Below are 18899 nucleotides of genomic sequence, written 5' to 3'. Positions count from 1 at the left end.
CGAATAAATTAGGAGATTAAACCCGGGTTGCCGATTTACCAAGCACCTGCTCCAAGGCGGTCACGAATTTGGCGTTTTGTTCCGCTGATCCTACGGTGACCCGCACGAAATTCGGATATTTCGAAAAGCCCGCCCGCACGATAATGCCTAACTGCAGCAGCGACCCAAACATTTCACCGGCCGGACGCTGAACATCAACCATAATGAAATTGCCGTGTGCCGGAAAATACGTAAGACCCAGCCGTTCGAACTCGCCATACAGATAAGCAATACCTTCACGGTTCTTGGTGCGGCAATCGGCCACGAATTCTTGATCAGCCAAGGCCGCTTTGGCCGCCGCTTGACCGATCCGAGATGTATTAAACGGCTCGCGAACCTGGTTAATCAGTTTGATAACACTCGGTTGACCCACGCCGTAACCGATGCGCAGCGAGGCGAGACCGTAGATCTTGGAGAACGTACGAAGCACAACCAGATTGGGATATTGGTTCAGCAAGGCAATCCCGTTCGTGTAAGCCGAATCGGTAACATACTCGGCGTACGCTTCATCCAATACGACCAGCACATGTCCCGGAACCCGATCAAGAAAAGATACGAGTTCGGAATGAGGCACGATCGTCCCGGTTGGATTGTTTGGATTGCAGATCCAGACCGCCTTCGTTTTATTCCCAATGCGGGTGAGCATTCCCTCCAAATCGTGGGTACCATCCTTCAGCGGCACTTCGATGCTGACGGCCCCTTCGATATCGGCATTGCTCTTATACACGCTGAACGTTTGATCCGCCATCACCGTCTCGTCGCCAGGCAGGAAAAACGCGCGAGCAATCAAGGCGATAATTTCATCCGAACCGCAGCCGAAAATAATTTGTTCCTTCCCAACGCCAAGCTGGCTGGCTAACGCTTCGGTCAACTCTGCAGCGCTGCCATCGGGGTACAAGCTTAAGTTAGCCAGTTCCTGCTCGATAGCGGCACGGACACGTGGCGAACTGCCATATGGATTTTCATTGGAAGCCAGCTTGATGACTTCCTTGAGCCCGAGCTCCTTCTTTACTTCTTCAATCGGTTTACCGGGTTGATACACCGGCAAATTGACGATCTGGGGTTTCGGCAACATGGATAGGTTCCTCCCTCAAATGACTTGTTGTGCTATTCTCTAAAAAATCTATAATCTCAATTTTGCCACAAAGTCGCGAATTTGCAACAACCCTTGGTCCCGGGTGGACGCCTGCGCCAACAACGGCAAGCTTTCTTCGATCTTTCGCACGATCGCGCTGCCGACCACCGCGCCGTCACAGATGGCCGCAAAACGCTCAACCTGTTCCCGGCTGGATATCCCGAAGCCAACGGCGACAGGCAAATCCGTTTGCGCTTTAACGGACGCAATAAATTCGTCAACGCTGGCGTTAAACGTAGCCCGCTCACCGGTGACGCCGAGCGAGGAAACGCAGTAAACAAATCCGCGGGCACGTTCCAGTATCTGCGCGATCCGGCCACTGGACGTTGGAGCTACGAGCGGAATCAGCCTAACGCCCGCTGCATCCGCTAACCCCAGAACCTCCTCCGCCTCTTCATAGGGAAGGTCTGGTATGATTAAACCGCTGATCCCCGCTTCCTTCACGGCAGCAAAGAAACGATCCGATCCCATTTGCAACACGGGATTGTAATAAGTAAACAAGACGAATGGAAGACGGATTCCCCGTTCTCGGGCTTTGGCGGCTGTCTCGATGCAGGAAGCGACCGTGATCCCATGGACCAGAGCACGCTCTGACGCCCGTTGAATGACCGGACCGTCCGCCAAGGGGTCGGAGTATGGCACACCTAACTCCACCACATCGGCACCGGCCTCCTCCAACACCGCTAAAATATCGAGGGTCGTTTCCGGGTCCGGGTCTCCGACAGTTACAAACGGAATCAGCGCGGTTTTCCCCGCCGTCTTCAGCTTCGCAAACGTGTCGTCAAGCAAGTGGTCCGTAGGTTGACTCATATCGTTCCCCCGCCTTCCGTATACGCCATAATTGACTCCACATCTTTATCTCCGCGGCCGGACAAGCAGATGACGACGATCTCGTCACGACTCATAGCCGGGGCCATCTTCACGACTTGCGCCACCGCGTGCGCCGATTCCAAGGCCGGGATGATCCCCTCGGTCTGGCTCAGCAGTTGGAGTGCATCCAGCGCTTCGCGGTCGGTTATCGGGTAATACTTCGCGCGTTCGATATCCTTCAGATAAGAATGCTCCGGACCAATCCCCGGGTAATCCAGACCGGCGGAAATCGAATGAGCCGGCAGCACCTGACCAAATGCGTCCTGCAGCAAATAACTCATCGAGCCTTGGAAGACGCCTTTCGTCCCTTTGGTCATCGTAGCAGCGTGGAATTCAGTATCGACACCTTTGCCGGCGGCTTCCACACCTACGAGACGAACCTCCTGATCCTCGACAAACGGGTAAAACATCCCGATCGCATTGCTCCCGCCGCCAACCGCAGCGACGAGCATCTCCGGCAACCGACCTTCCGCCCGTAAAATCTGCTCCCGTGTTTCATCGCCGATAATGCGTTGGAAATTCCGCACCATCATCGGATACGGATGCGGCCCGGTGGCCGACCCCAGAATATAAAACGTGTCATGCACGTTGCTGACCCAATAGCGCAGCGCCTCGTTGCAGGCATCCTTCAAAGTCCGAGTACCCGACATCACCGGAACGACCTCTGCACCAAGGAGTTTCATCCGAAACACGTTCAACTGCTGCCGCTTCGTATCCTCCTCGCCCATGAACACTTTGCATTCTAGACCTAACAAAGCGGCAACAGTGGCGGTTGCCACACCGTGTTGGCCCGCGCCGGTCTCTGCGATGACTTTCTGCTTCCCCATCCGCTTAGCCAGGATCCCCTGCCCGATCGCATTGTTGATCTTGTGAGCGCCGGTATGGTTCAAATCCTCGCGTTTCAGGTAAATTTTGGCCCCGCCCAAGTGCTGCGTTAGGCGTTCTGCATAATACAACGGGGTCTCCCGCCCGGAATACTGCTTCAGCAAATAAGCAATCTCCGCTTGAAACTCGGGATCATCTTTATATTTCAAATAGGATTCTTCCAATTCGATTAATGCGTTCATCAGCGTTTCCGGCACGTAACGGCCTCCAAAAGGGCCAAAACGTCCATGCTCATCCGGTACCTGCTTCATCATCCCTTCACCCTCTCTACGAATGCTGTCATTTTCGCGATATCCTTCACGCCGTCCGTTTCAACCCCGCTTGAGACGTCAACACCGTCCGGCTGCAAGGTCTCGATCAACACCCTAACATTATCGGGATGTAGTCCTCCGGCCGCCAAGAACGGAATTCCGTGCTCCTTGGCCCATTGTCGATAGGGTTCAGCAGCAGCCCAATCAAACGTGATGCCGGAGCCTCCGCCGTAATTCGGGTCGTACGTATCGAGCAGCAGCCCGTCCAGCACGCCGTCATATTCCGCCAAGGTTGCACCGGCATGGACCGTTCCGTCCGTTTTCACCGAAAAAGCTTTGAAAATCTTGACGCCATACGCATCTTTGACCTTCCGGCAAAACTCCGGGCTTTCCGTCCCGTGGAGCTGCAGGATGTCCAGCGGCGCCTGCCGCAAAACCTCGTCCAGCTCCTCCAAGGTCGGATTGACGAAAACCCCAACGCTCTGGGGAACCGCCTCCACGCTCCACTCTCGAAGCACGGGAAGCAGCTCCGCCGCACGGCTTCCGCTGATTTGACGCTTGCTTCTGGCAAACACGAATCCGACATAATCTACGGGTAAGTTCACCATAGATTTTAGCACTTCAACGCTTTGAAGTCCACAAATTTTTACGACGGCTTCCCCCATGTTACGTCGTCCCTTTCGCATTGTTGTTCGGTTCTGCAGCTTGAAGTATCGGTCCCATCAAATCATGTACTGCGTCCCCAACGTTAGCCCTCCGCATAAAAGTTTCCCCGATCAGCACACCTTTTGCGCCGTTTCGCTGCAAGAATTCCACATCTTCCCGTGTCTGAATCCCGCTCTCACTGATCAGTGTCGCATGCGGCGGCACCAGTGCGGCCAGCGCGGCCGTTGTCTCCAGGGACACCTCAAAGGTCCGCAGATTCCGGTTGTTAATACCGATCAGCTTCGCTGCAGGCAGTGCCAGGACCCGATCCAGCTCCTCGCGGTCGTGGACCTCAATCAATGCGTCGAGCCCCAGTACCGTGGCGAGAGCCAAGTAGTCACGCAACTGGACATCGCTCAGAATCGCCGCGATCAGCAGCACCGCGTCGGCACCTAGCAGCCGAGCTTCATAGATCTGTCGCTCGTCGATCACGAAATCCTTGCGCAGCAGCGGCACGTTTACCGCCTCGCGAATCGCACTCAAGTAAGCCCCGCTGCCCTGAAAATACGTTTCATCCGTCAGTACGGAGATACAGTCGGTTCCTGCCGCTTCATACGCCGCTGCCAGTTGAACCGGATGGAAGTCCGGACGGATCAATCCTTTGGAAGGAGACGCCTTTTTCACTTCGGCGATTAATCCCATGTCCCGTTTCCGGCCCGCCGTAAGGGCGGAGTGGAAGCCGCGTGTCGGCGCCATCGCCGCGATGTGGCGTTCCGCTTCTGCGATGGAGAAGGTTTCAGCCAAACGCGCAACCTCCGTTTTTTTCGTCTCCACAATCCGATCAAGATACATAACTTAATTCCTCCGTTGTCTGAATAAGCTGCTCTAGCTTGTTAAGGGCTTTCCCCGAATCAATCGCTTCCGCAGCGATGGCAACCCCTTCACGAATGTTGTCCGCCAGACCGGCCACATACACGCAAGCGCCTGCGTTGGCCAAGACTACGTCCCGGTGGGCTCCCGGTGCCCCTTGCAGTACACGACGAACGATCTCCGCGTTCGTCTGCGGATCGCCGCCGATCATCGCCTCCAGAGGATACGTGCGAAGCCCTAGATCTTCCGGTTGAAGATCATAGGTTCTAATCTCGCCGTTTTTCAGTTCAGATACCCGTGTTGGGGACGAAATGCTAATCTCATCCAACCCTTCTCGACTGCTGACGACTAGCGCACGTTTGGACCCCAACTCACGCAGCACTTCGGCGATCGTTAATGTTTTACCTCCATCGTAGATACCCAGTACCTGGCGATCCGCCCCTGCCGGATTCGTCAACGGGCCCAGCATGTTGAAGACCGTACGGATGCCCAGCTCCTTGCGAGGTCCAGCCGCATGTTTCATCGATGGATGATACAGCTGTGAGAACATGAAACAAATGCCGATATCGTCAAGGCAGCGTTTTGCCTGTCCGGCGTCCAGTTGAATATTGACGCCTAATGCCTCAAGCACATCGGCGCTGCCTGAACGGCCGGATGCCGATCGGTTGCCGTGTTTCGCCACGCGGACCGATACCGATGCCGCAACGATGGCTGCCGTCGTCGACACATTGATTTTATGGATGCCGGAACCGCCCGTGCCACACGTGTCTAGTAACTTCTGTGTTTCCGTATCAATCCGGCTGGAGGCACCACGCATCGCTTCCGCGAAACCGGTGATCTCCTCAACCGTTTCCCCTTTGATTCGCAGTGCCGTCAACAGGCTGCCGATTTGGGCCGGCGTTGATTCGCCGTTCATGATGGCCTGCATCATGCCGCGCGCATCTTCCCGCGCCAAATGTTGTCCTTCGATTAAGCGGCTGATGCCCGCTTGAACGGTTTGCTGTCCTGTCGTCATATCGATTCGCTCCTCTCTTTAGTTCCCCGGAGTATATTCGTATAGGTAATCCTGGTTAATGATATCGTCGTTTCGTGCCGGAGGCGGAAACATCTGCTCCGCGGTGCGGATTGCCGTCAAGAGCGCCTTGGCTTTATTTACCGACTCTTGATATTCGTTCTCCGGAATCGAATCCCACACGATGCCCCCGCCCGCTTGCACGTAAGCCTTCCCTTGCTTGAACACGATCGTGCGTATCGTAATGCAGGAATCCATATTCCCCGAGAACCCAAGATAGCCGATGGCTCCGGCGTAGGTACCTCGCGCTTCACGCTCGAGCTCGGCAATGATCTCCATAGCCCGCAGCTTCGGCGCACCCGATACCGTCCCAGCCGGCAGGCAGGACAGAAAGGCATCGAAAAAATCCTTGTCATCCCGCAGCCTGCCGGACACTTTGGATACCATGTGCATGACGTGAGAGTAACGCTCGATATCCATATAGGATTCGCATGTGACACTGCCGAAATCGGAGACGCGGCCCAAATCGTTACGGCCGAGGTCGACCAGCATTAGGTGCTCCGCCCGTTCCTTCTCATCCTGCAGCAGCTCGGCTTCCAGCGCCAAGTCTTCCGCTTCTGTGGCCCCCCGTGGTCTCGTTCCGGCAATCGGGCGGGTCTCCACACGGTCATTCTCTACCTTGACCAACGCCTCGGGCGACGTCCCAACGATAATTTCCTCGTCCAGCTTGAGATAATACATATACGGCGACGGATTCAGCGTCCGCAAGACGCGGTAAACGTGAAGCGGATCGACTTCGGTTTCGATATGGAATCGCTGCGAGAGCACCACTTGAAAAATATCGCCCGCGCGGATATATTCCTTCGCCTTATCTACATTTGCGATGAATTGCTCCTTCGTCAGGTTGGACTTTACGTCACCGAGGTCGGTCACCGCCGGCAGCGGCCTGCGGTTAAAGCTCTCGCCCGGCCCTTCCTGCTGCAGCAGATCGGCCGCCAGATCCAGCTTCGTCTCCGCCTCCGCATAAGCCCGGCGAATATCCTCATCGCGGTCACCCGGCTTGACGTGCACGTTGGCCACCAGCAAGATGCGTTGTTTTACGTGGTCGAACACAATCACTTGGTCGCAGAACATAAACTGCATATCTTGCAGATTCAGGTCATCGACCTGATGCGCAGGGAGCTTCTCATAATATTGCAGCAGATCATAACCGAAAAACCCGATCGCCCCGCCTGTAAACGGCGGCATTTCCGGAAGCTTCGGACTGCGGTAGCCCCGCAGGATCGCCTTCAGCTCATCAACGGGCCGGGACGAGCGCAGCCGCTCTTCGCCGCCTTCACGACCGACCGTAATTTCGCCTTTCTTGGCCGAGATGGTCAGGAACGGATCGGTGCCGATAAAAGAATACCGTGCCCACTGACTGCCACCTTCTACGCTCTCCAGCAAAAATGCCCGCTCCCGCTGGGCGATACGGCGGAAGATTCGAATCGGGGTTTCCATGTCGGCGAGCAGCGTACGGGCAATCGGGATCAGATTGTATTCGTTCGCCAAAGCAATGACCTGTTCTACTTGCGGGGTTGCCATGTCTCTCACTTCCTTTTCGGTTTGGTTCAGAGCCAAATAAAAAAACCTCTACCGAAGTAGAGGTTCTGGGATTTGCGGTTTATGGGAAAGCACTGCTCCGCATCACGCGTATTCCCTCTCATTCCCCACAAAAGGAAAGGACAAGAATCGCGCCCGGAAACAGGCTATTCGCTCAGCTAAACTCAGCTCATCTCAACTTATCTCTACTCAGCTCTAAAATGTCTCAATTCAAAACGCTCAAAAATCTCAACTAACTTACACTCATCTAACTTACACTCATCTAAAATCTAAAATAACTATACCTTATCGACAACCCGTTTGGCAACCCAAACCTGCTCAAGATCCGGAAACACTTAAGTCCGGCCGCAAACTGCGAGCTTCGTTCAAATAAACATGCTTCATGTCCCGTTGTCCTTTGCTTGTGTTCACCTGAATCAATAGGCGTATACATTTCGGCAGGGCACCTTGAACCGGGATCTCCGTCGAGCACATCAACGGAACCATATCCCAGCCGCTTAAGACCCGAATGGCACGGGCAGGAAAGGTGGCATCCAGGTCTGGTGTCACCGTGATCCAGACACTGCAAATATCCTCGGGTTCGATTTCGTTGCGCGCTACGATTTCTTTCAACAAGGCCGCCGTCGCGTCCAGAATCTCCTGTTCCTCGTTGCGGGCTACCGTTGTTGCTCCGCGAATGCCTCGGTTATACATATTGTCCCTCCTCTTTCAATTCAGCGATCACTTGGCGAACTTCATCCAAAGTCACATCAGAGACAATTTCCACTTGCCCGATCGCCACAGGTAAAATAAATACCATCGTCTGTTCCTTAAATTTCTTGTCGTGCATCATCGCTCCGATTAAATCCTGCTCGTTTAAATGAGCCGGCATGGCCGTCGGCAGACCAAAGCCTCGCAGGATGGACACCGTATCCGTATAAATTTGCGGATCCCTGCCCCGATTCACCGCCAGCTTCGCTGCGGCGGCCATTCCGATCGAAATCGCTTCACCATGTAAGAATTCGCCGTATCCGCCGATCGCTTCGATCGCATGGCCTAACGTATGCCCGAGGTTCAAGATCGCGCGGAGTCCGTTCTCCCGTTCATCAACAGATACGACTTGGGCCTTGATGGAGCAGCCTTGCGTTAAGCCGTAACCTAGCGCTTCGGGATCAAGAGCTAACAAATCGGCCGTATGGTCGCGGCACCAGTCCGCAAAAGCCGTATCCCAAATCAATCCGTGCTTGATCATTTCGGACAGGCCGGCGCGGACGTCGCGCGGCGGCAAGCTTTGCAGGCTGTCCACGTCATAAAGCACCATCTCAGGTTGATGAAAAGCGCCGATCATGTTCTTAGCCAACCGATGATTCACCGCGACCTTTCCTCCGACACTGCTGTCGTGGGCCAGGATCGTTGTCGGCATCTGCACGAAGGTTACGCCGCGCATATACGTCGCCGCCACAAAGCCGGCCAAGTCGCCAACGACGCCGCCGCCGAGCGCTACCACGGCTGAGCGGCGGTCCAAACCTCCTTCAATGGCCGTGGTCATGACATCCTCGTAAACATCCAGCGATTTTGACTTTTCTCCGGATTTGACCACTTTGCTGACTGTCCGGTATCCTTTGGCCTGCAGTGAGGCTTCGACAACCGGCAAATACTTTGGTGCGACATGGTCATCGGTCACGATCAGGATGGGGCTTTTCGTCGACAGCTGATGCTGTTCGAAGAAATCCCCGGCTTTCCCCAGCAAACCGCCGCCGATATAAATCGGATAAGAACGTTCGCCCAAGTCAACCTGCAACGTTCTCATCAATACTCCTCCAACTGAGCCAGGTAGCCCTGGTAATTACGCTCGATCTCCCCGATCGAATCGCCGCCGAATTTCTCCAGGAACGCTTTGGCGACTTCCCAAGCAACCACATGCTCCAGCACGACGCTAGCCGCCGGAACGGCACAGGCGTCCGAACGCTCCACTTGGGCGGCAAACGCCTCGCGCGTGTCGATATCGACGCTTTGCAGCGGTTTGTACAGCGTCGGAATCGGCTTCATTACTCCGCGAACGACGATCGGCATGCCGTTGGTCATCCCGCCCTCGAAGCCTCCGAGCCGATTCGTGGCCCGATAGTAGCCCCGCTCCTCGCTGTACAGGATTTCGTCATGAACCTTGGAGCCCGGAAGTGTCCCGGCTTCGAAACCGATGCCGATTTCCACACCTTTGAACGCGTTAATCGACATCACCGCTTGCGCGATGCGTCCGTCCAACTTGCGGTCATACTGCACATGACTGCCCAGCCCGACCGGCACGCCTTCGACGATACATTCGACGATCCCGCCGATGGAGTCGCCTTCTTCCTTGATTTTATCGATATAAGCCTCCATCTTCTTCTCCGTCTCGGCGTCGGCAACCCGTACTGAGGAAGCCTCCGTTACCCGTGCCAACTCGTCTAACGGCAAGTTATGAGGCGGCGCTTCGATTTCACCAATACGGATGACCTGACCGGCGATGCGAATCCCAAAGTGCTCCAGGAGTTGCTTGGCCACCGCTCCTACGGCGACACGAACCGCGGTTTCGCGTGCGCTCGAACGTTCAAGCACGTTGCGCAGGTCTTTATGGTTATACTTCAAGCCACCGTTTAAATCGGCATGCCCCGGTCGAGGACGGTGAACTCTGCGCTTCTCTTCATCCGTGCCTTCAATCGGTTCAATATTCATGATTTTCTGCCAGTGCTTCCAGTCGTTATTCTCCACGACCAACGCCACCGGCGCTCCCGTCGTATACCCGTGACGGACGCCGCCGGCGATTTGCGCCGTATCCTTCTCGATTTGCATCCGCCGTCCCCGGCCATACCCTTTTTGACGACGGGCCAATTCAAAATTCAACGCTTCAAAATCCAGTTCCAGATGGCTTGGCAAACCTTCAATAATCGCAGTCAACTGGGGTCCATGCGTCTCCCCCGCTGTTAAGTATCGTAAACTCATGTTGTTGCGTTCCCCCTTTAAACTGTTAAACTGTAAAGAGCTAAAACCCGATGATATCTTTGCTCATTATAATATTGATTGCTGCATTCTGTCACGTGGTGATTCGCTTTTGCGAGAATTTCCTTCGTTTCCGAACCGCTTTGCGGAGGAGCCGAAAAAAATCATAGCGCACCCCCGACACCGGTATTACATTAATGGCATAATCCAAAACTCTGAGTTGGAAAGGACCTTGTTATGAAGCCACTTGACCACTTCGAAACCTGCTTCCCTCTCTTGGAAGATCACGCGCACACATACTTAAACCCGGACGAACTCAAGAATTTCCAATCCTTCTCCGGCAAGGAAGTCGCGCGGCAGCTTAAAAATTTGCTTGAAAAGCCGCTCGCTGAGTTTACTAGCGTCAACGAGGCGTATTTTCGGGCGCGTTGGGCGGAATTGCTTCGTCTCCTCCATCCCGGCGAAGACCTGGTTCTGCTAGAGATCGCTTCGGGCGACGCAGACATGATTCCGCAAGCGATGGCCCGCACGCATCCTAAAGGCCTGTACATCACGGCCAACATGAACAAAGCGCTGAACGACAGTTTGTCCCGCAAAACCGAATCGCTAGCCTTGAAGATGAACATCATCGAGGATGATGCCGTGCGTATTGCCGATTACACCGGCAAAGGCACCGTTGACGTCATCGCTTTCCAGCATGCCGTCAACGATGTGATTCAGTCCATCCTTTGCGACAAAGCGGGCATAGATACCGTACACGCCGAATGGATGGAACTTCTGCCGCGCATGATCGAACTCGTCAAGCAGGAGTCGTCGCGGAATACTTTGGCCGCTCAAGTCAAGGAACCCTTTCTGGAATTGATGCGCGCATTGCTGGGAACCCTTCGGTCCGGCGGCTACGTTGCGATGAATCACTACCTGTTCCAGCTCGATCTGGATTGGGGTTATCCCCCCGATGTATTCGAGCACATGATCCCGATGACGCGCGAGTGGCTGCGCGAGCTTAAAGGCTTCCGTGAAATTACACTCGACGGTTTTGATTCTCAGTGGTGGATTATTCTTCAGAAAATCGAAAGCGAACCGTCGTATTAATCCTCCCGCAACGCCCCCTCCAAAACGGGCGCATCGTTTCTCTTGACTGCCGCCAGCTTGCGGATCCGGTGCTGCCCGACTTCGCGCACGACGAACACATAGCCGCCGTACTCGAATTCCGGCTTTTCATTGATCGTCGGAATACGTTTGAGCTGCCCAATCATAAACCCGCTCAGGGTATCGTAGTGTTCGATAGGCAACTTGATACCCAGGATGTCCTGGGCATCATCGAGGGAAATCGTGCCGCTGAACAGATAACTGCCCTCGCCAATCTGCTCGTATTCCCGCTCTTCCTCATCGTGCTCGTCATAGATATTCCCGACGATTTCCTCCAGCAAATCCTCCATCGTCACGATTCCGGCGGTGCCGCCATATTCGTCCACGACAATCGCCATATGGATGCGGTTTTGCTGCATTTCCTCGAACAACTCATTTGTTTTTTTCGATATCGGGATAAAATACGGCGGCGTCACCAGCTCCTGCAAATTCCAGTTTTCCTTCTCCCCGGTGCGCAAAAATCGGATTAAATCCTTGCTGTGCAGAATTCCGATCAGGTTATCAACCGTCTCCTCGTACACCGGGAACCGAGTATACTGCTCCTTGTCAGCGATTTCGGCCACGGTTTGTTGATCGGCATCCACAGGAATCGCCACGACGTCGATGCGGTGCGTCATGATATCCGATACGGTCAGGTTATCGAAATCAAAAATATTGTTGATCATCAGCCGTTCGCTAGGTTGAATCGTCCCCATTTCCTCCCCGGTATCCAGCATCATGCGGATCTCTTCTTCGGAGACCTCTTCATCATTGGCATTCGGATCGATACCAAATAGACGCACAAGCAGGTTGGTGGAAGTTGTCAGCAACTTCACGAACGGCGCGGTTGCTTTGGATAACACCGACAACGTCGTGGCCGCGAACATCGCCATGGCTTCGGCTTTTTTCATCGCGACCCGCTTCGGCACCAATTCACCAAGTACCAGCTGGAAGTAGGAGAGCAGTAGCGTAATGACGATCAGTGAGATCGTACTCAGCACGTTTTCGGGAATCGGCAACCCGAAGCGGATCAGATAAGCAGCCAGGTCACCGGCAAAGCTCTCCCCGGCAAAGGCACTGGCAAAAAAGCCCGCCAAGGTAATCCCGATTTGAATCGTAGCCAGGAACTTGCTGGGCTCGCCGAGCAAACCGACGATGACCTTCGCTTTCCGGTGGCCCTGTCCCGCCATCGCTTTGATTTTGTTATCGTTTAGGGAGATCAAGGCGATTTCGGATGCGGCAAAAAAAGCATTAATCAAAATTAAGATCAAAATGACCAAGAGTTCCAACAATTCATTCCACCTCCAAAAATTTCCCCGTTTTAGTTTGAGGTTGTCGCCCCGCGGATATACGCAAAAAGGCATAACCCGCCGCCAAAAAATTGACGCAGGTTATGCCTGAACTCCGTCGATGACGAATAAGTTATGCTTTATTTGTGCTGTGTTGCTACTCTCCGGGTCGTCCGAATCGCTCATCGATGAAACCTCTCCTGACCTGAATTTATTAATTATTATAGAAAGCCCCCCTGCTGCTGTCAAGAACGCTTCAAACGGTGAAACGCAAAAAAAGCGCCGTATCCCGCCCTGCATGGCGAAACCTCGACGCTGTTACCGATCTTCAATTCGTTTGGGCCTACTGTCAGCCTATCTAAGTCCCGAAGCGGGTTGATTTTCCAGGGAAGCAGCGCGCCGAGGATCTAACGGAAAATCCTCCAGCATTCTTTTCAGATGCGGACCCTCGATGCCCAGCACCTGCGCACATTCCTGCGGCGTCAAGAATCCCCGCCGGTACGCTTCGATCACCTTTCGCTTGTCCATGACCTGACCTCCATTGACTGTATGGTCCCAGTATAGGATACATCAAACCATTCTATACCATCTCTTTGGCTTCTTATCGCGAAGTAGCTCAGGTGAAGCGAAATCGGCTTCGAATCTTGAATTCAGTTGCTCGCTCCGTTGCTCACGTAGGCCTCCCTACGCTCCGCTACTCACTCCCAACTTCATCCAACCTTCTCGACGCTAAGAAGCCAAAACTTTTGATCGCGAAGTAGCTCGGGTGAAGCGAAATCGGCTTCGAATCCGCCCCTTACCCCTTCTTGCGGTAAAAGAACGTCTCCGCCGCCTCCAGGTCATATTGGCCGGGGGAGAAGATCTGCTCCGTGCTGCCTACGAACAAGACGCCGCCGGGACGAAGCGCACGCGAAAATTTATGATAAAGCCCTTGTTTTGCTTCTTCCGTAAAATAAATCATGACGTTGCGGCAAACGATCAGGTCGAAGCCCTCTTCGAACGTATCCAGCAGCAGGTTTTGCTTCTTGAACGTCACTGCTTTCTTTAGCTTTGGATCAAACCGGAACATATGACCTTCCGGCGAAAAATAACGCTCGGCTACCGCTTTGGGCACATCCTTCAGCGAGCGCTCCAGGTACAACCCTTCTTGGGCTTTGCCTAGCGCCCCATCATCGATGTCCGTCGCCAGCAGATAGGTGTTCGGCAGAAGCCCCAGATCTGCGAGGATCATCGACAGGGTATACGGCTCTTCTCCCGTCGAGCAAGCCGCACTCCACACTCTCAGCTTCGGCCGTCCGGCCGCCAGCTCCGGCAGCACCGAATCCCTCAGCACTTCCCAACGGTTGGGATTGCGCCAGAACTCGGACACGTTGATTGTCATCTTGTCCAAAAATTCATAAAATAACGGCTTATTACTCATCATTGCCGTATAAAAATCCGCAAATGTTGCATAGCCATTCTTGTTGCGCAACGTCGTCAGACGCCGTTTCATCTGCGCTTCCTTGTATTGCGCCAAATCGATTCCCGTGCTTTTCTTGATGCTTTGGATAAAGCCGAGGTAATCGGGGTCCAGTGTCGTCTCTGCGTTGTCTGCCCGAGGTAAGTCGGGGATCATCCGGTTCAGATCCATGGGCTCACGCTTCTTGTGTACGGCACAAGCTCCTGCGGTGCAAAGAAATTGGCGATTTCCCGCTCCGCGCTTTCCACTCCGTCGGAACCATGAATCAGATTAAAAGGCGTATGGGCGGCAAAGTCGCCGCGAATCGTGCCAGGGAGCGCCTCTGTCACTTTTGTTTTGCCGATGACCATGCGGGACAAGGTGATAATATCGTCCCCTTCCCAAACCATGGCAAATACCGGTCCGGAAGTAATGAAGCCAACGAGCTCATCAAAGAAAGGTTTGCCCTCATGCTCTGCGTAGTGCCTCTTCGCCTGGGCTTCCGTCACCTGAACCAGCTTGCCTGCGATGAGCCCAAACCCTTTATCCTCGAACCGGCTGATGATTCGGCCGACCAGCCCACGCTGTACGCCGTCCGGCTTAACCATTAAAAACGTTCTTTCCATGGTTCCCCTCCCGAAATTAAACAGCATCATTTGAGATACGATGATTCCGACCCTCCCAAGAAGGCGGTTTCACCTGCATTTTACCAGATTCTTGCGAAGTCGGTAAAGCATCAAGATTTAATAGGAGCGTTTATTGACAAACTCCGCAATGTCCTCCAAATGGGTGCGTGCCGCCGTTACAGGCAGCTGCTGCAGCGCCTCGAGTGCCTTGGCAATAAAACGGTCCGCCAGCGCCTCTGCTTTACCAATTCCGGAACTGGTTCGGATCATTTCGATGGCCCTGGATACCTCTCCGCTTCCATCCCCGGCTTGAATGCCGCGAATTTCCCGCAGCAGCGGCTCTCTTAGCCCCGGCTCCTGCAGAGCAAAGAGGACGGGAAGCGTGATGTTGCCCTGACGCATATCGCTGCCCGGAGGTTTTCCAATCGACTTCTCGGTCCCGAACAAATCGAGCAGGTCGTCACGAATCTGAAAGGCCATCCCGACGTTGTAACCGTAACGGTACAACAGCGAGTTCACCTTATCCGGGGCATCCGCCGCCATCGCCCCAAGCTGGCAGCTGATGGCGATGAGCAACGCGGTTTTACGGCGAATGCGCAACAAATAATTACGCACACTTTGCTCGGTGTTGAAAAAATCGCGGATCTGCTCCATTTCACCGATCGACATCTGCACCATCGCCTTAGCCAGAATGCGGTGTATGTATGGATTTCCCAGCTCGGATACCTGCATCAGCGCCTTGGCGTAAATATAGTCGCCGGTATACATGGCAATTCGGTTATCCCATTTAGACTTGACCGTCGCTTTGCCCCGCCGCGTGTCCGCATCATCAATGACGTCATCGTGGACAAGGGACGCCGAGTGGATGAGCTCCAGCGGCACGGCAATATATTGCAGCTTTTGCAGATCGTAATTTCCGAACTTCCCGCCAAGCAGCACGAAGATCGGCCGCAGCCGTTTGCCTCCCGCCTTCAGCAGGTGCAGGGACGTTTCGCTCAGCAGCTCATCATCGCCGTCGATGCTCCGGTACAGCTGCCGTTCGATATAATCCATATCTTTTTTTAGTGCACCGAAAATATCCAGTAGTTTCATTCTTTCACCCGTGTCAGCGAATTGTGACTCCAAATACCCATTTCTACTCGATGATCTAACAATCCCATTTCATAGGCATAATCAAAATACAAGGAAAGTCCTTGGCGGTGCGATTCGTTAAAATCATAACGAATGTTTTGCTTAAAATAATGCTGCCAATAGTCCGGCGTGCCGCCGATTTCCGTGCAGGCTTTGGCTACAAGCGGGGATACGTCGCTTAAGCTCTTACGTTTGCTATCCACAAAGGCTTCGGCCACTTCGGCCAAATAGTCACCATTGGCTTCGGCAAACTCTCTCTGAACGGCCCAAACCGCAAATGTCATACCATAACCTGTCCATGATTTCCAAACTTCCCCCAAATCGGTGACGATATAACCATGATCCCGCCAGGAAGCCTGAATTGCATGATCACCGATCAGTAGAGCTCCGTCGCTTTCAGCCATCATCGCTTCCAGATCGGGTTCGCTATCCCAGTAATCCGGCTTGCCGCCAAACGCCTTCTCCATAATGATCTTAAGCAGGTTCACCGAAGTAGCCGAAGTATTCGTGAGCGCGATTCGCCCGTTCGCGATTTGCTCCGGCGGCTTCCGCGAGAACAGCAGAATCGAATTCACCGGCCCGTCCGAGCTGACCGAAAGATCGGGCAACAGCAGAAAGCGATCCGATCCGTACCCGTAAGCAAAAGAAGACACCGGGGAAATATCGAGCGTGCCGCCGAGCATACGGCGGTTCAGCTTCGAAGGCACCTCGGTGACCAATTGGCTTGCTTGTGGCAGGCGCGTGACGTCGAAATAGTGAAATACGGGCCAAACGTTGCTATATCTGATTTTACCGATGAGGATGTCTTTATTCTCCCTGTTGTTCATCTTGATCCCCCCATCTTCTGAATAACGCGTGCTCAATCCCCAGACTGTCGAGCACTTTGCCGACTAGAAACGCGACCAGATCATCGATCGTCTGCGGCCCGAAATAAAACGCCGGCATCGCTGGAATCATACGTACGCCGAGTCTTGCCAGTTTCAACATATTCTCCAGGTGGATGGCATGAAGTGGCGTTTCACGGGGCACCAGCACTAGCGGTCGGCCTTCTTTCAGCATGACGTCTGCCGCCCGAGCAATCAGATTGTCCGATGTTCCGTTTGCGATCGAAGACAGGGTCCCCATGGAGCAGGGCATCACGATCATGCCATGGGTTAGAAATGAACCGCTAGCAATTGAAGCGCCAATGTCGGCGATCGGATGATACACCAGCTTCCCGGGGAGCGTGCCGAAATGCTCTTGCAGCGCAGCCTCTCGGTCGCTCGTGTTCCAGCCGAGCTCCTCCTTGATCACTCTCCATCCCGCATTCGATACGACGAGATGGACGAGGAAGTTCATGCCTAACAGCGTTTCTACCAGCTTCACGCCATAGATTGAACCGCTGGCTCCCGTGATGCCGACGACGATCGTCTTCGCTTTATCCATTAGTTATGACGCACCACCAAATCAATCAATGTAAAGGAAAATACCACGATACTAAGCACGCCGTTCATGGTAAAGAAAGCCGTTTGCAGCCGGCTGAGATCGCTCGGAGAAACGATATGGTGTTCGTAAAATAAAATGATATAGGCGATCACCATGCCTGCGACATACCACCATCCCAGATCCGTCATCAACAGCAAAGCGATGAAGCCCAGCGCGGTGATCATATGAAACGCTTGAGCGATTTTAAGCGATTTGGCAACACCAAACCGTACGGGAATGGAATGAAGGCCTTCTTTGGTATCAAATTCCACATCCTGACAAGCGTAGATGATATCAAAACCAGCAATCCAGAACGTAATGGTTGCGAAGAATACCATCGCGGTCCAGTCAACTTGTCCAGTAACGGCCGCCCATCCGCCAAGCGGAGCTAGAGCGATCGTCAAGCCAAGAACGACGTGGCAGAGCCAGGTGAAACGTTTGGTATAAGAGTAGGATACGAGCATAATAACGGCAATGGGTAGAAGCTTCAGCGCCAGCGGGTCCAACTCGGCAGCAGCCCAGAACAGCAGAGCAAAGGAGGCAATGACAAACACTACAACCTCCCCGATTTTCAAGAGGCCCTTAGGAATCGCGCGATTTGCGGTTCGAGGGTTCTTTGCGTCGCTGACACGGTCGATCAGGCGATTGAGCCCCATAGCGGCGCTGCGCGCCCCGATCATCGCTAATAGTACCCAGCCGATTTGTGCCCAGGAAGGCAGCTCTTGATGAATCGCTACGGATCCCAGTAAGGCAGCCATAAAGGCGAAAGGTAAAGCGAATACGGTATGCTCGAATTTGATCATCTGCAGAAAAATTACGATTTTCTTAAACATGGTGCGTCTCCTTCGTTCCGATGTGCAAAGCGGCAATCCCGCCGGTTAAAGGATACGCTTCGACCCGGGCTAGTCCCGTCTCCCGGAAGATTTCCGCCAGTTCCAGGCGGCCGGGAAATTGAACGAGGGAATCGGGCAGCCATTTGTATTGCTCATACCGTTTTGCGACTAACTTGCCAAGCATCGGAAGCATTTTCTGAAAGTAAAAATAATAAAGTCCTTTGAACGGCTGCCAGGTCGGCTTGGACAACTCCAGGCAAACGACCTTGCCTCCGGGTTTCACGACGCGCTGCATTTCCCTCAGTACCTGACGTAAATCGGGGACGTTTCGCAGACCGAAGCCAATTGTGGCGTAGTCGAACTTATTGTCTTCAAAAGGCAGTTCCATCGCGTTCCCTTGTATCAGGGTAATCGACGAATCAAGATGGCGTTCTTTCACCTTGCGGCGGCCGTATTCCAGCATCTGCTCGCTAAAATCCAAACCAACGATCGGTCCCCCGCTCGCCTCGGCCATACTGATCGTCCAATCGCAGGTACCGCAACACAAATCAAGTGCCCTATCCCCAGGGGACATGTTCATTTTGGCCATCGTGAATTTCCGCCACGCTTTGTGGCGCCTAAAGCTGAGCAGGTCGTTCATCATATCGTATTTCGGAGCAATACTTTCGAATACGGAGTGGACGAACTGTTCTTTTGTCTCGGATGAAGACGATTGACTCATCTGCT

At 53.7% G+C, this 18899-nt stretch carries 20 protein-coding genes; 1 reads left to right on the top strand and 19 read right to left on the bottom strand.

What is annotated here, in order from left to right; genetic code table 11:
• Positions 1-16: 16 nt before the first annotated feature.
• The 10 genes from hisC to aroC form a co-directional block, all read right to left on the bottom strand.
• Positions 17-1114, bottom strand: coding sequence for a histidinol-phosphate transaminase (gene hisC, locus KJS42_RS10810; protein WP_213622833.1), 1098 nt, complete (start codon positions 1112-1114; stop codon positions 17-19).
• 48 nt (positions 1115-1162) lie between these two features.
• Positions 1163-1984 (bottom strand): tryptophan synthase subunit alpha, encoded by an 822-nt coding sequence (trpA, locus tag KJS42_RS10805; RefSeq protein ID WP_155605350.1) that lies wholly within the window; start codon positions 1982-1984, stop codon positions 1163-1165.
• Complete coding sequence (gene trpB / locus KJS42_RS10800) at positions 1981-3180, bottom strand: tryptophan synthase subunit beta (RefSeq protein WP_213623013.1); 1200 nt, start codon at positions 3178-3180, stop codon at positions 1981-1983. The genes trpA and trpB overlap by 4 nt, the downstream gene beginning before the upstream one ends.
• Complete coding sequence (locus KJS42_RS10795; RefSeq protein WP_213622832.1) at positions 3180-3845, bottom strand: phosphoribosylanthranilate isomerase; 666 nt, start codon at positions 3843-3845, stop codon at positions 3180-3182. Before KJS42_RS10795 ends, trpB begins: the two co-directional genes overlap by 1 nt.
• Before the next feature lies 1 nt (position 3846).
• Positions 3847-4677 carry an indole-3-glycerol phosphate synthase TrpC gene (gene trpC, locus KJS42_RS10790; protein WP_213622831.1) on the bottom strand — a complete coding sequence of 277 codons (831 nt, stop codon included), beginning with the start codon at positions 4675-4677 and terminating at the stop codon, positions 3847-3849.
• Positions 4667-5710, bottom strand: a complete 1044-nt coding sequence (gene trpD / locus KJS42_RS10785; RefSeq protein WP_213622830.1) for an anthranilate phosphoribosyltransferase — start codon at positions 5708-5710, stop codon at positions 4667-4669. Before trpD ends, trpC begins: the two co-directional genes overlap by 11 nt.
• An 18-nt stretch (positions 5711-5728) precedes the next feature.
• Positions 5729-7291, bottom strand: coding sequence for an anthranilate synthase component I (trpE, locus tag KJS42_RS10780; RefSeq protein WP_155605354.1), 1563 nt, complete (start codon positions 7289-7291; stop codon positions 5729-5731).
• Between the two features lie 336 nt (positions 7292-7627).
• A complete protein-coding gene (gene aroH, locus KJS42_RS10775; RefSeq protein WP_155605355.1) occupies positions 7628-8002 on the bottom strand; it encodes a chorismate mutase in 375 nt (124 codons plus the stop codon).
• Complete coding sequence (gene aroB / locus KJS42_RS10770) at positions 7995-9098, bottom strand: 3-dehydroquinate synthase (protein WP_213622829.1); 1104 nt, start codon at positions 9096-9098, stop codon at positions 7995-7997. Before aroB ends, aroH begins: the two co-directional genes overlap by 8 nt.
• On the bottom strand, positions 9098-10267 hold the full coding sequence (gene aroC / locus KJS42_RS10765; RefSeq protein WP_155605357.1) for a chorismate synthase: 1170 nt from the start codon (positions 10265-10267) through the stop codon (positions 9098-9100). The genes aroB and aroC overlap by 1 nt, the downstream gene beginning before the upstream one ends.
• Before the next feature lie 234 nt (positions 10268-10501).
• Between aroC and KJS42_RS10760 the strand changes: the two genes are divergently transcribed.
• Complete coding sequence (locus KJS42_RS10760; RefSeq protein ID WP_213622828.1) at positions 10502-11356, top strand: hypothetical protein; 855 nt, start codon at positions 10502-10504, stop codon at positions 11354-11356.
• Here KJS42_RS10760 and KJS42_RS10755 read toward each other — a convergent pair.
• The 9 genes from KJS42_RS10755 to KJS42_RS10715 all read right to left on the bottom strand — a co-directional run bounded on the left by KJS42_RS10755 (position 11353) and on the right by KJS42_RS10715 (position 18894).
• On the bottom strand, positions 11353-12684 hold the full coding sequence (locus tag KJS42_RS10755) for a hemolysin family protein (RefSeq protein WP_155605359.1): 1332 nt from the start codon (positions 12682-12684) through the stop codon (positions 11353-11355). The two genes, KJS42_RS10760 and KJS42_RS10755, sit on opposite strands and share 4 nt — an antisense overlap.
• 351 nt (positions 12685-13035) lie before the next feature.
• The gene (locus KJS42_RS10750; protein ID WP_167521176.1) at positions 13036-13209 is read right to left on the bottom strand and encodes a hypothetical protein; all 174 of its coding nucleotides are present in this window, start codon (positions 13207-13209) and stop codon (positions 13036-13038) included.
• 268 nt (positions 13210-13477) lie between these two features.
• Positions 13478-14311 carry a CheR family methyltransferase gene (locus KJS42_RS10745; protein WP_155605360.1) on the bottom strand — a complete coding sequence of 278 codons (834 nt, stop codon included), beginning with the start codon at positions 14309-14311 and terminating at the stop codon, positions 13478-13480.
• Positions 14302-14745: a nucleoside-diphosphate kinase gene (gene ndk, locus KJS42_RS10740; RefSeq protein WP_155605361.1), complete on the bottom strand. Its 444-nt coding sequence runs from the start codon at positions 14743-14745 to the stop codon at positions 14302-14304. Before ndk ends, KJS42_RS10745 begins: the two co-directional genes overlap by 10 nt.
• Positions 14746-14862: 117 nt before the next feature.
• Positions 14863-15837, bottom strand: a complete 975-nt coding sequence (locus KJS42_RS10735) for a polyprenyl synthetase family protein (RefSeq protein WP_155605362.1) — start codon at positions 15835-15837, stop codon at positions 14863-14865.
• The gene (locus KJS42_RS10730; RefSeq protein WP_193415982.1) at positions 15834-16703 is read right to left on the bottom strand and encodes a menaquinone biosynthesis protein; all 870 of its coding nucleotides are present in this window, start codon (positions 16701-16703) and stop codon (positions 15834-15836) included. Before KJS42_RS10730 ends, KJS42_RS10735 begins: the two co-directional genes overlap by 4 nt.
• Entirely contained in the window at positions 16684-17301 is a 618-nt protein-coding gene (locus tag KJS42_RS10725; protein ID WP_155605364.1) for a UbiX family flavin prenyltransferase, read from the bottom strand. Before KJS42_RS10725 ends, KJS42_RS10730 begins: the two co-directional genes overlap by 20 nt.
• Entirely contained in the window at positions 17301-18173 is an 873-nt protein-coding gene (locus tag KJS42_RS10720) for a UbiA-like polyprenyltransferase (RefSeq protein WP_213622827.1), read from the bottom strand. The genes KJS42_RS10725 and KJS42_RS10720 overlap by 1 nt, the downstream gene beginning before the upstream one ends.
• Positions 18166-18894: a demethylmenaquinone methyltransferase gene (locus KJS42_RS10715; protein ID WP_155605366.1), complete on the bottom strand. Its 729-nt coding sequence runs from the start codon at positions 18892-18894 to the stop codon at positions 18166-18168. Before KJS42_RS10715 ends, KJS42_RS10720 begins: the two co-directional genes overlap by 8 nt.
• Positions 18895-18899 lie beyond the last annotated feature (5 nt).

The sequence above is a fragment of the Paenibacillus sp. J53TS2 genome (genome assembly GCF_018403305.1).
GTDB classification, from domain to species: Bacteria; Bacillota; Bacilli; order Paenibacillales; family Paenibacillaceae; genus Fontibacillus; species Fontibacillus rhizolycopersici.
This window is presented reverse-complemented; position numbering and strand designations above follow the sequence as displayed.

Excerpts from the sequence above, each read along its gene's own strand:
- KJS42_RS10795 (WP_213622832.1), bottom strand. The coding sequence starts at position 3,845 with ATGGGGGAAGCCGTCGTAAAAATTTGTGGACTTCAAAGCGTTGAAGTG.
- trpD (WP_213622830.1), bottom strand. The coding sequence starts at position 5,710 with ATGACGACAGGACAGCAAACCGTTCAAGCGGGCATCAGCCGCTTAATC.
- KJS42_RS10720 (WP_213622827.1), bottom strand. The coding sequence starts at position 18,173 with ATGTTTAAGAAAATCGTAATTTTTCTGCAGATGATCAAATTCGAGCAT.
- KJS42_RS10745 (WP_155605360.1), bottom strand. The coding sequence starts at position 14,311 with ATGGATCTGAACCGGATGATCCCCGACTTACCTCGGGCAGACAACGCA.
- KJS42_RS10760 (WP_213622828.1), top strand. The coding sequence starts at position 10,502 with ATGAAGCCACTTGACCACTTCGAAACCTGCTTCCCTCTCTTGGAAGAT.
- hisC (WP_213622833.1), bottom strand. The coding sequence starts at position 1,114 with ATGTTGCCGAAACCCCAGATCGTCAATTTGCCGGTGTATCAACCCGGT.
- KJS42_RS10735 (WP_155605362.1), bottom strand. The coding sequence starts at position 15,837 with ATGAAACTACTGGATATTTTCGGTGCACTAAAAAAAGATATGGATTAT.
- trpC (WP_213622831.1), bottom strand. The coding sequence starts at position 4,677 with ATGTATCTTGATCGGATTGTGGAGACGAAAAAAACGGAGGTTGCGCGT.
- KJS42_RS10730 (WP_193415982.1), bottom strand. The coding sequence starts at position 16,703 with ATGAACAACAGGGAGAATAAAGACATCCTCATCGGTAAAATCAGATAT.
- ndk (WP_155605361.1), bottom strand. The coding sequence starts at position 14,745 with ATGGAAAGAACGTTTTTAATGGTTAAGCCGGACGGCGTACAGCGTGGG.
- KJS42_RS10750 (WP_167521176.1), bottom strand. The coding sequence starts at position 13,209 with ATGGACAAGCGAAAGGTGATCGAAGCGTACCGGCGGGGATTCTTGACG.
- aroB (WP_213622829.1), bottom strand. The coding sequence starts at position 9,098 with ATGAGAACGTTGCAGGTTGACTTGGGCGAACGTTCTTATCCGATTTAT.
- trpE (WP_155605354.1), bottom strand. The coding sequence starts at position 7,291 with ATGGCAACCCCGCAAGTAGAACAGGTCATTGCTTTGGCGAACGAATAC.
- trpB (WP_213623013.1), bottom strand. The coding sequence starts at position 3,180 with ATGAAGCAGGTACCGGATGAGCATGGACGTTTTGGCCCTTTTGGAGGC.
- KJS42_RS10725 (WP_155605364.1), bottom strand. The coding sequence starts at position 17,301 with ATGGATAAAGCGAAGACGATCGTCGTCGGCATCACGGGAGCCAGCGGT.
- aroC (WP_155605357.1), bottom strand. The coding sequence starts at position 10,267 with ATGAGTTTACGATACTTAACAGCGGGGGAGACGCATGGACCCCAGTTG.
- trpA (WP_155605350.1), bottom strand. The coding sequence starts at position 1,984 with ATGAGTCAACCTACGGACCACTTGCTTGACGACACGTTTGCGAAGCTG.
- KJS42_RS10715 (WP_155605366.1), bottom strand. The coding sequence starts at position 18,894 with ATGAGTCAATCGTCTTCATCCGAGACAAAAGAACAGTTCGTCCACTCC.
- aroH (WP_155605355.1), bottom strand. The coding sequence starts at position 8,002 with ATGTATAACCGAGGCATTCGCGGAGCAACAACGGTAGCCCGCAACGAG.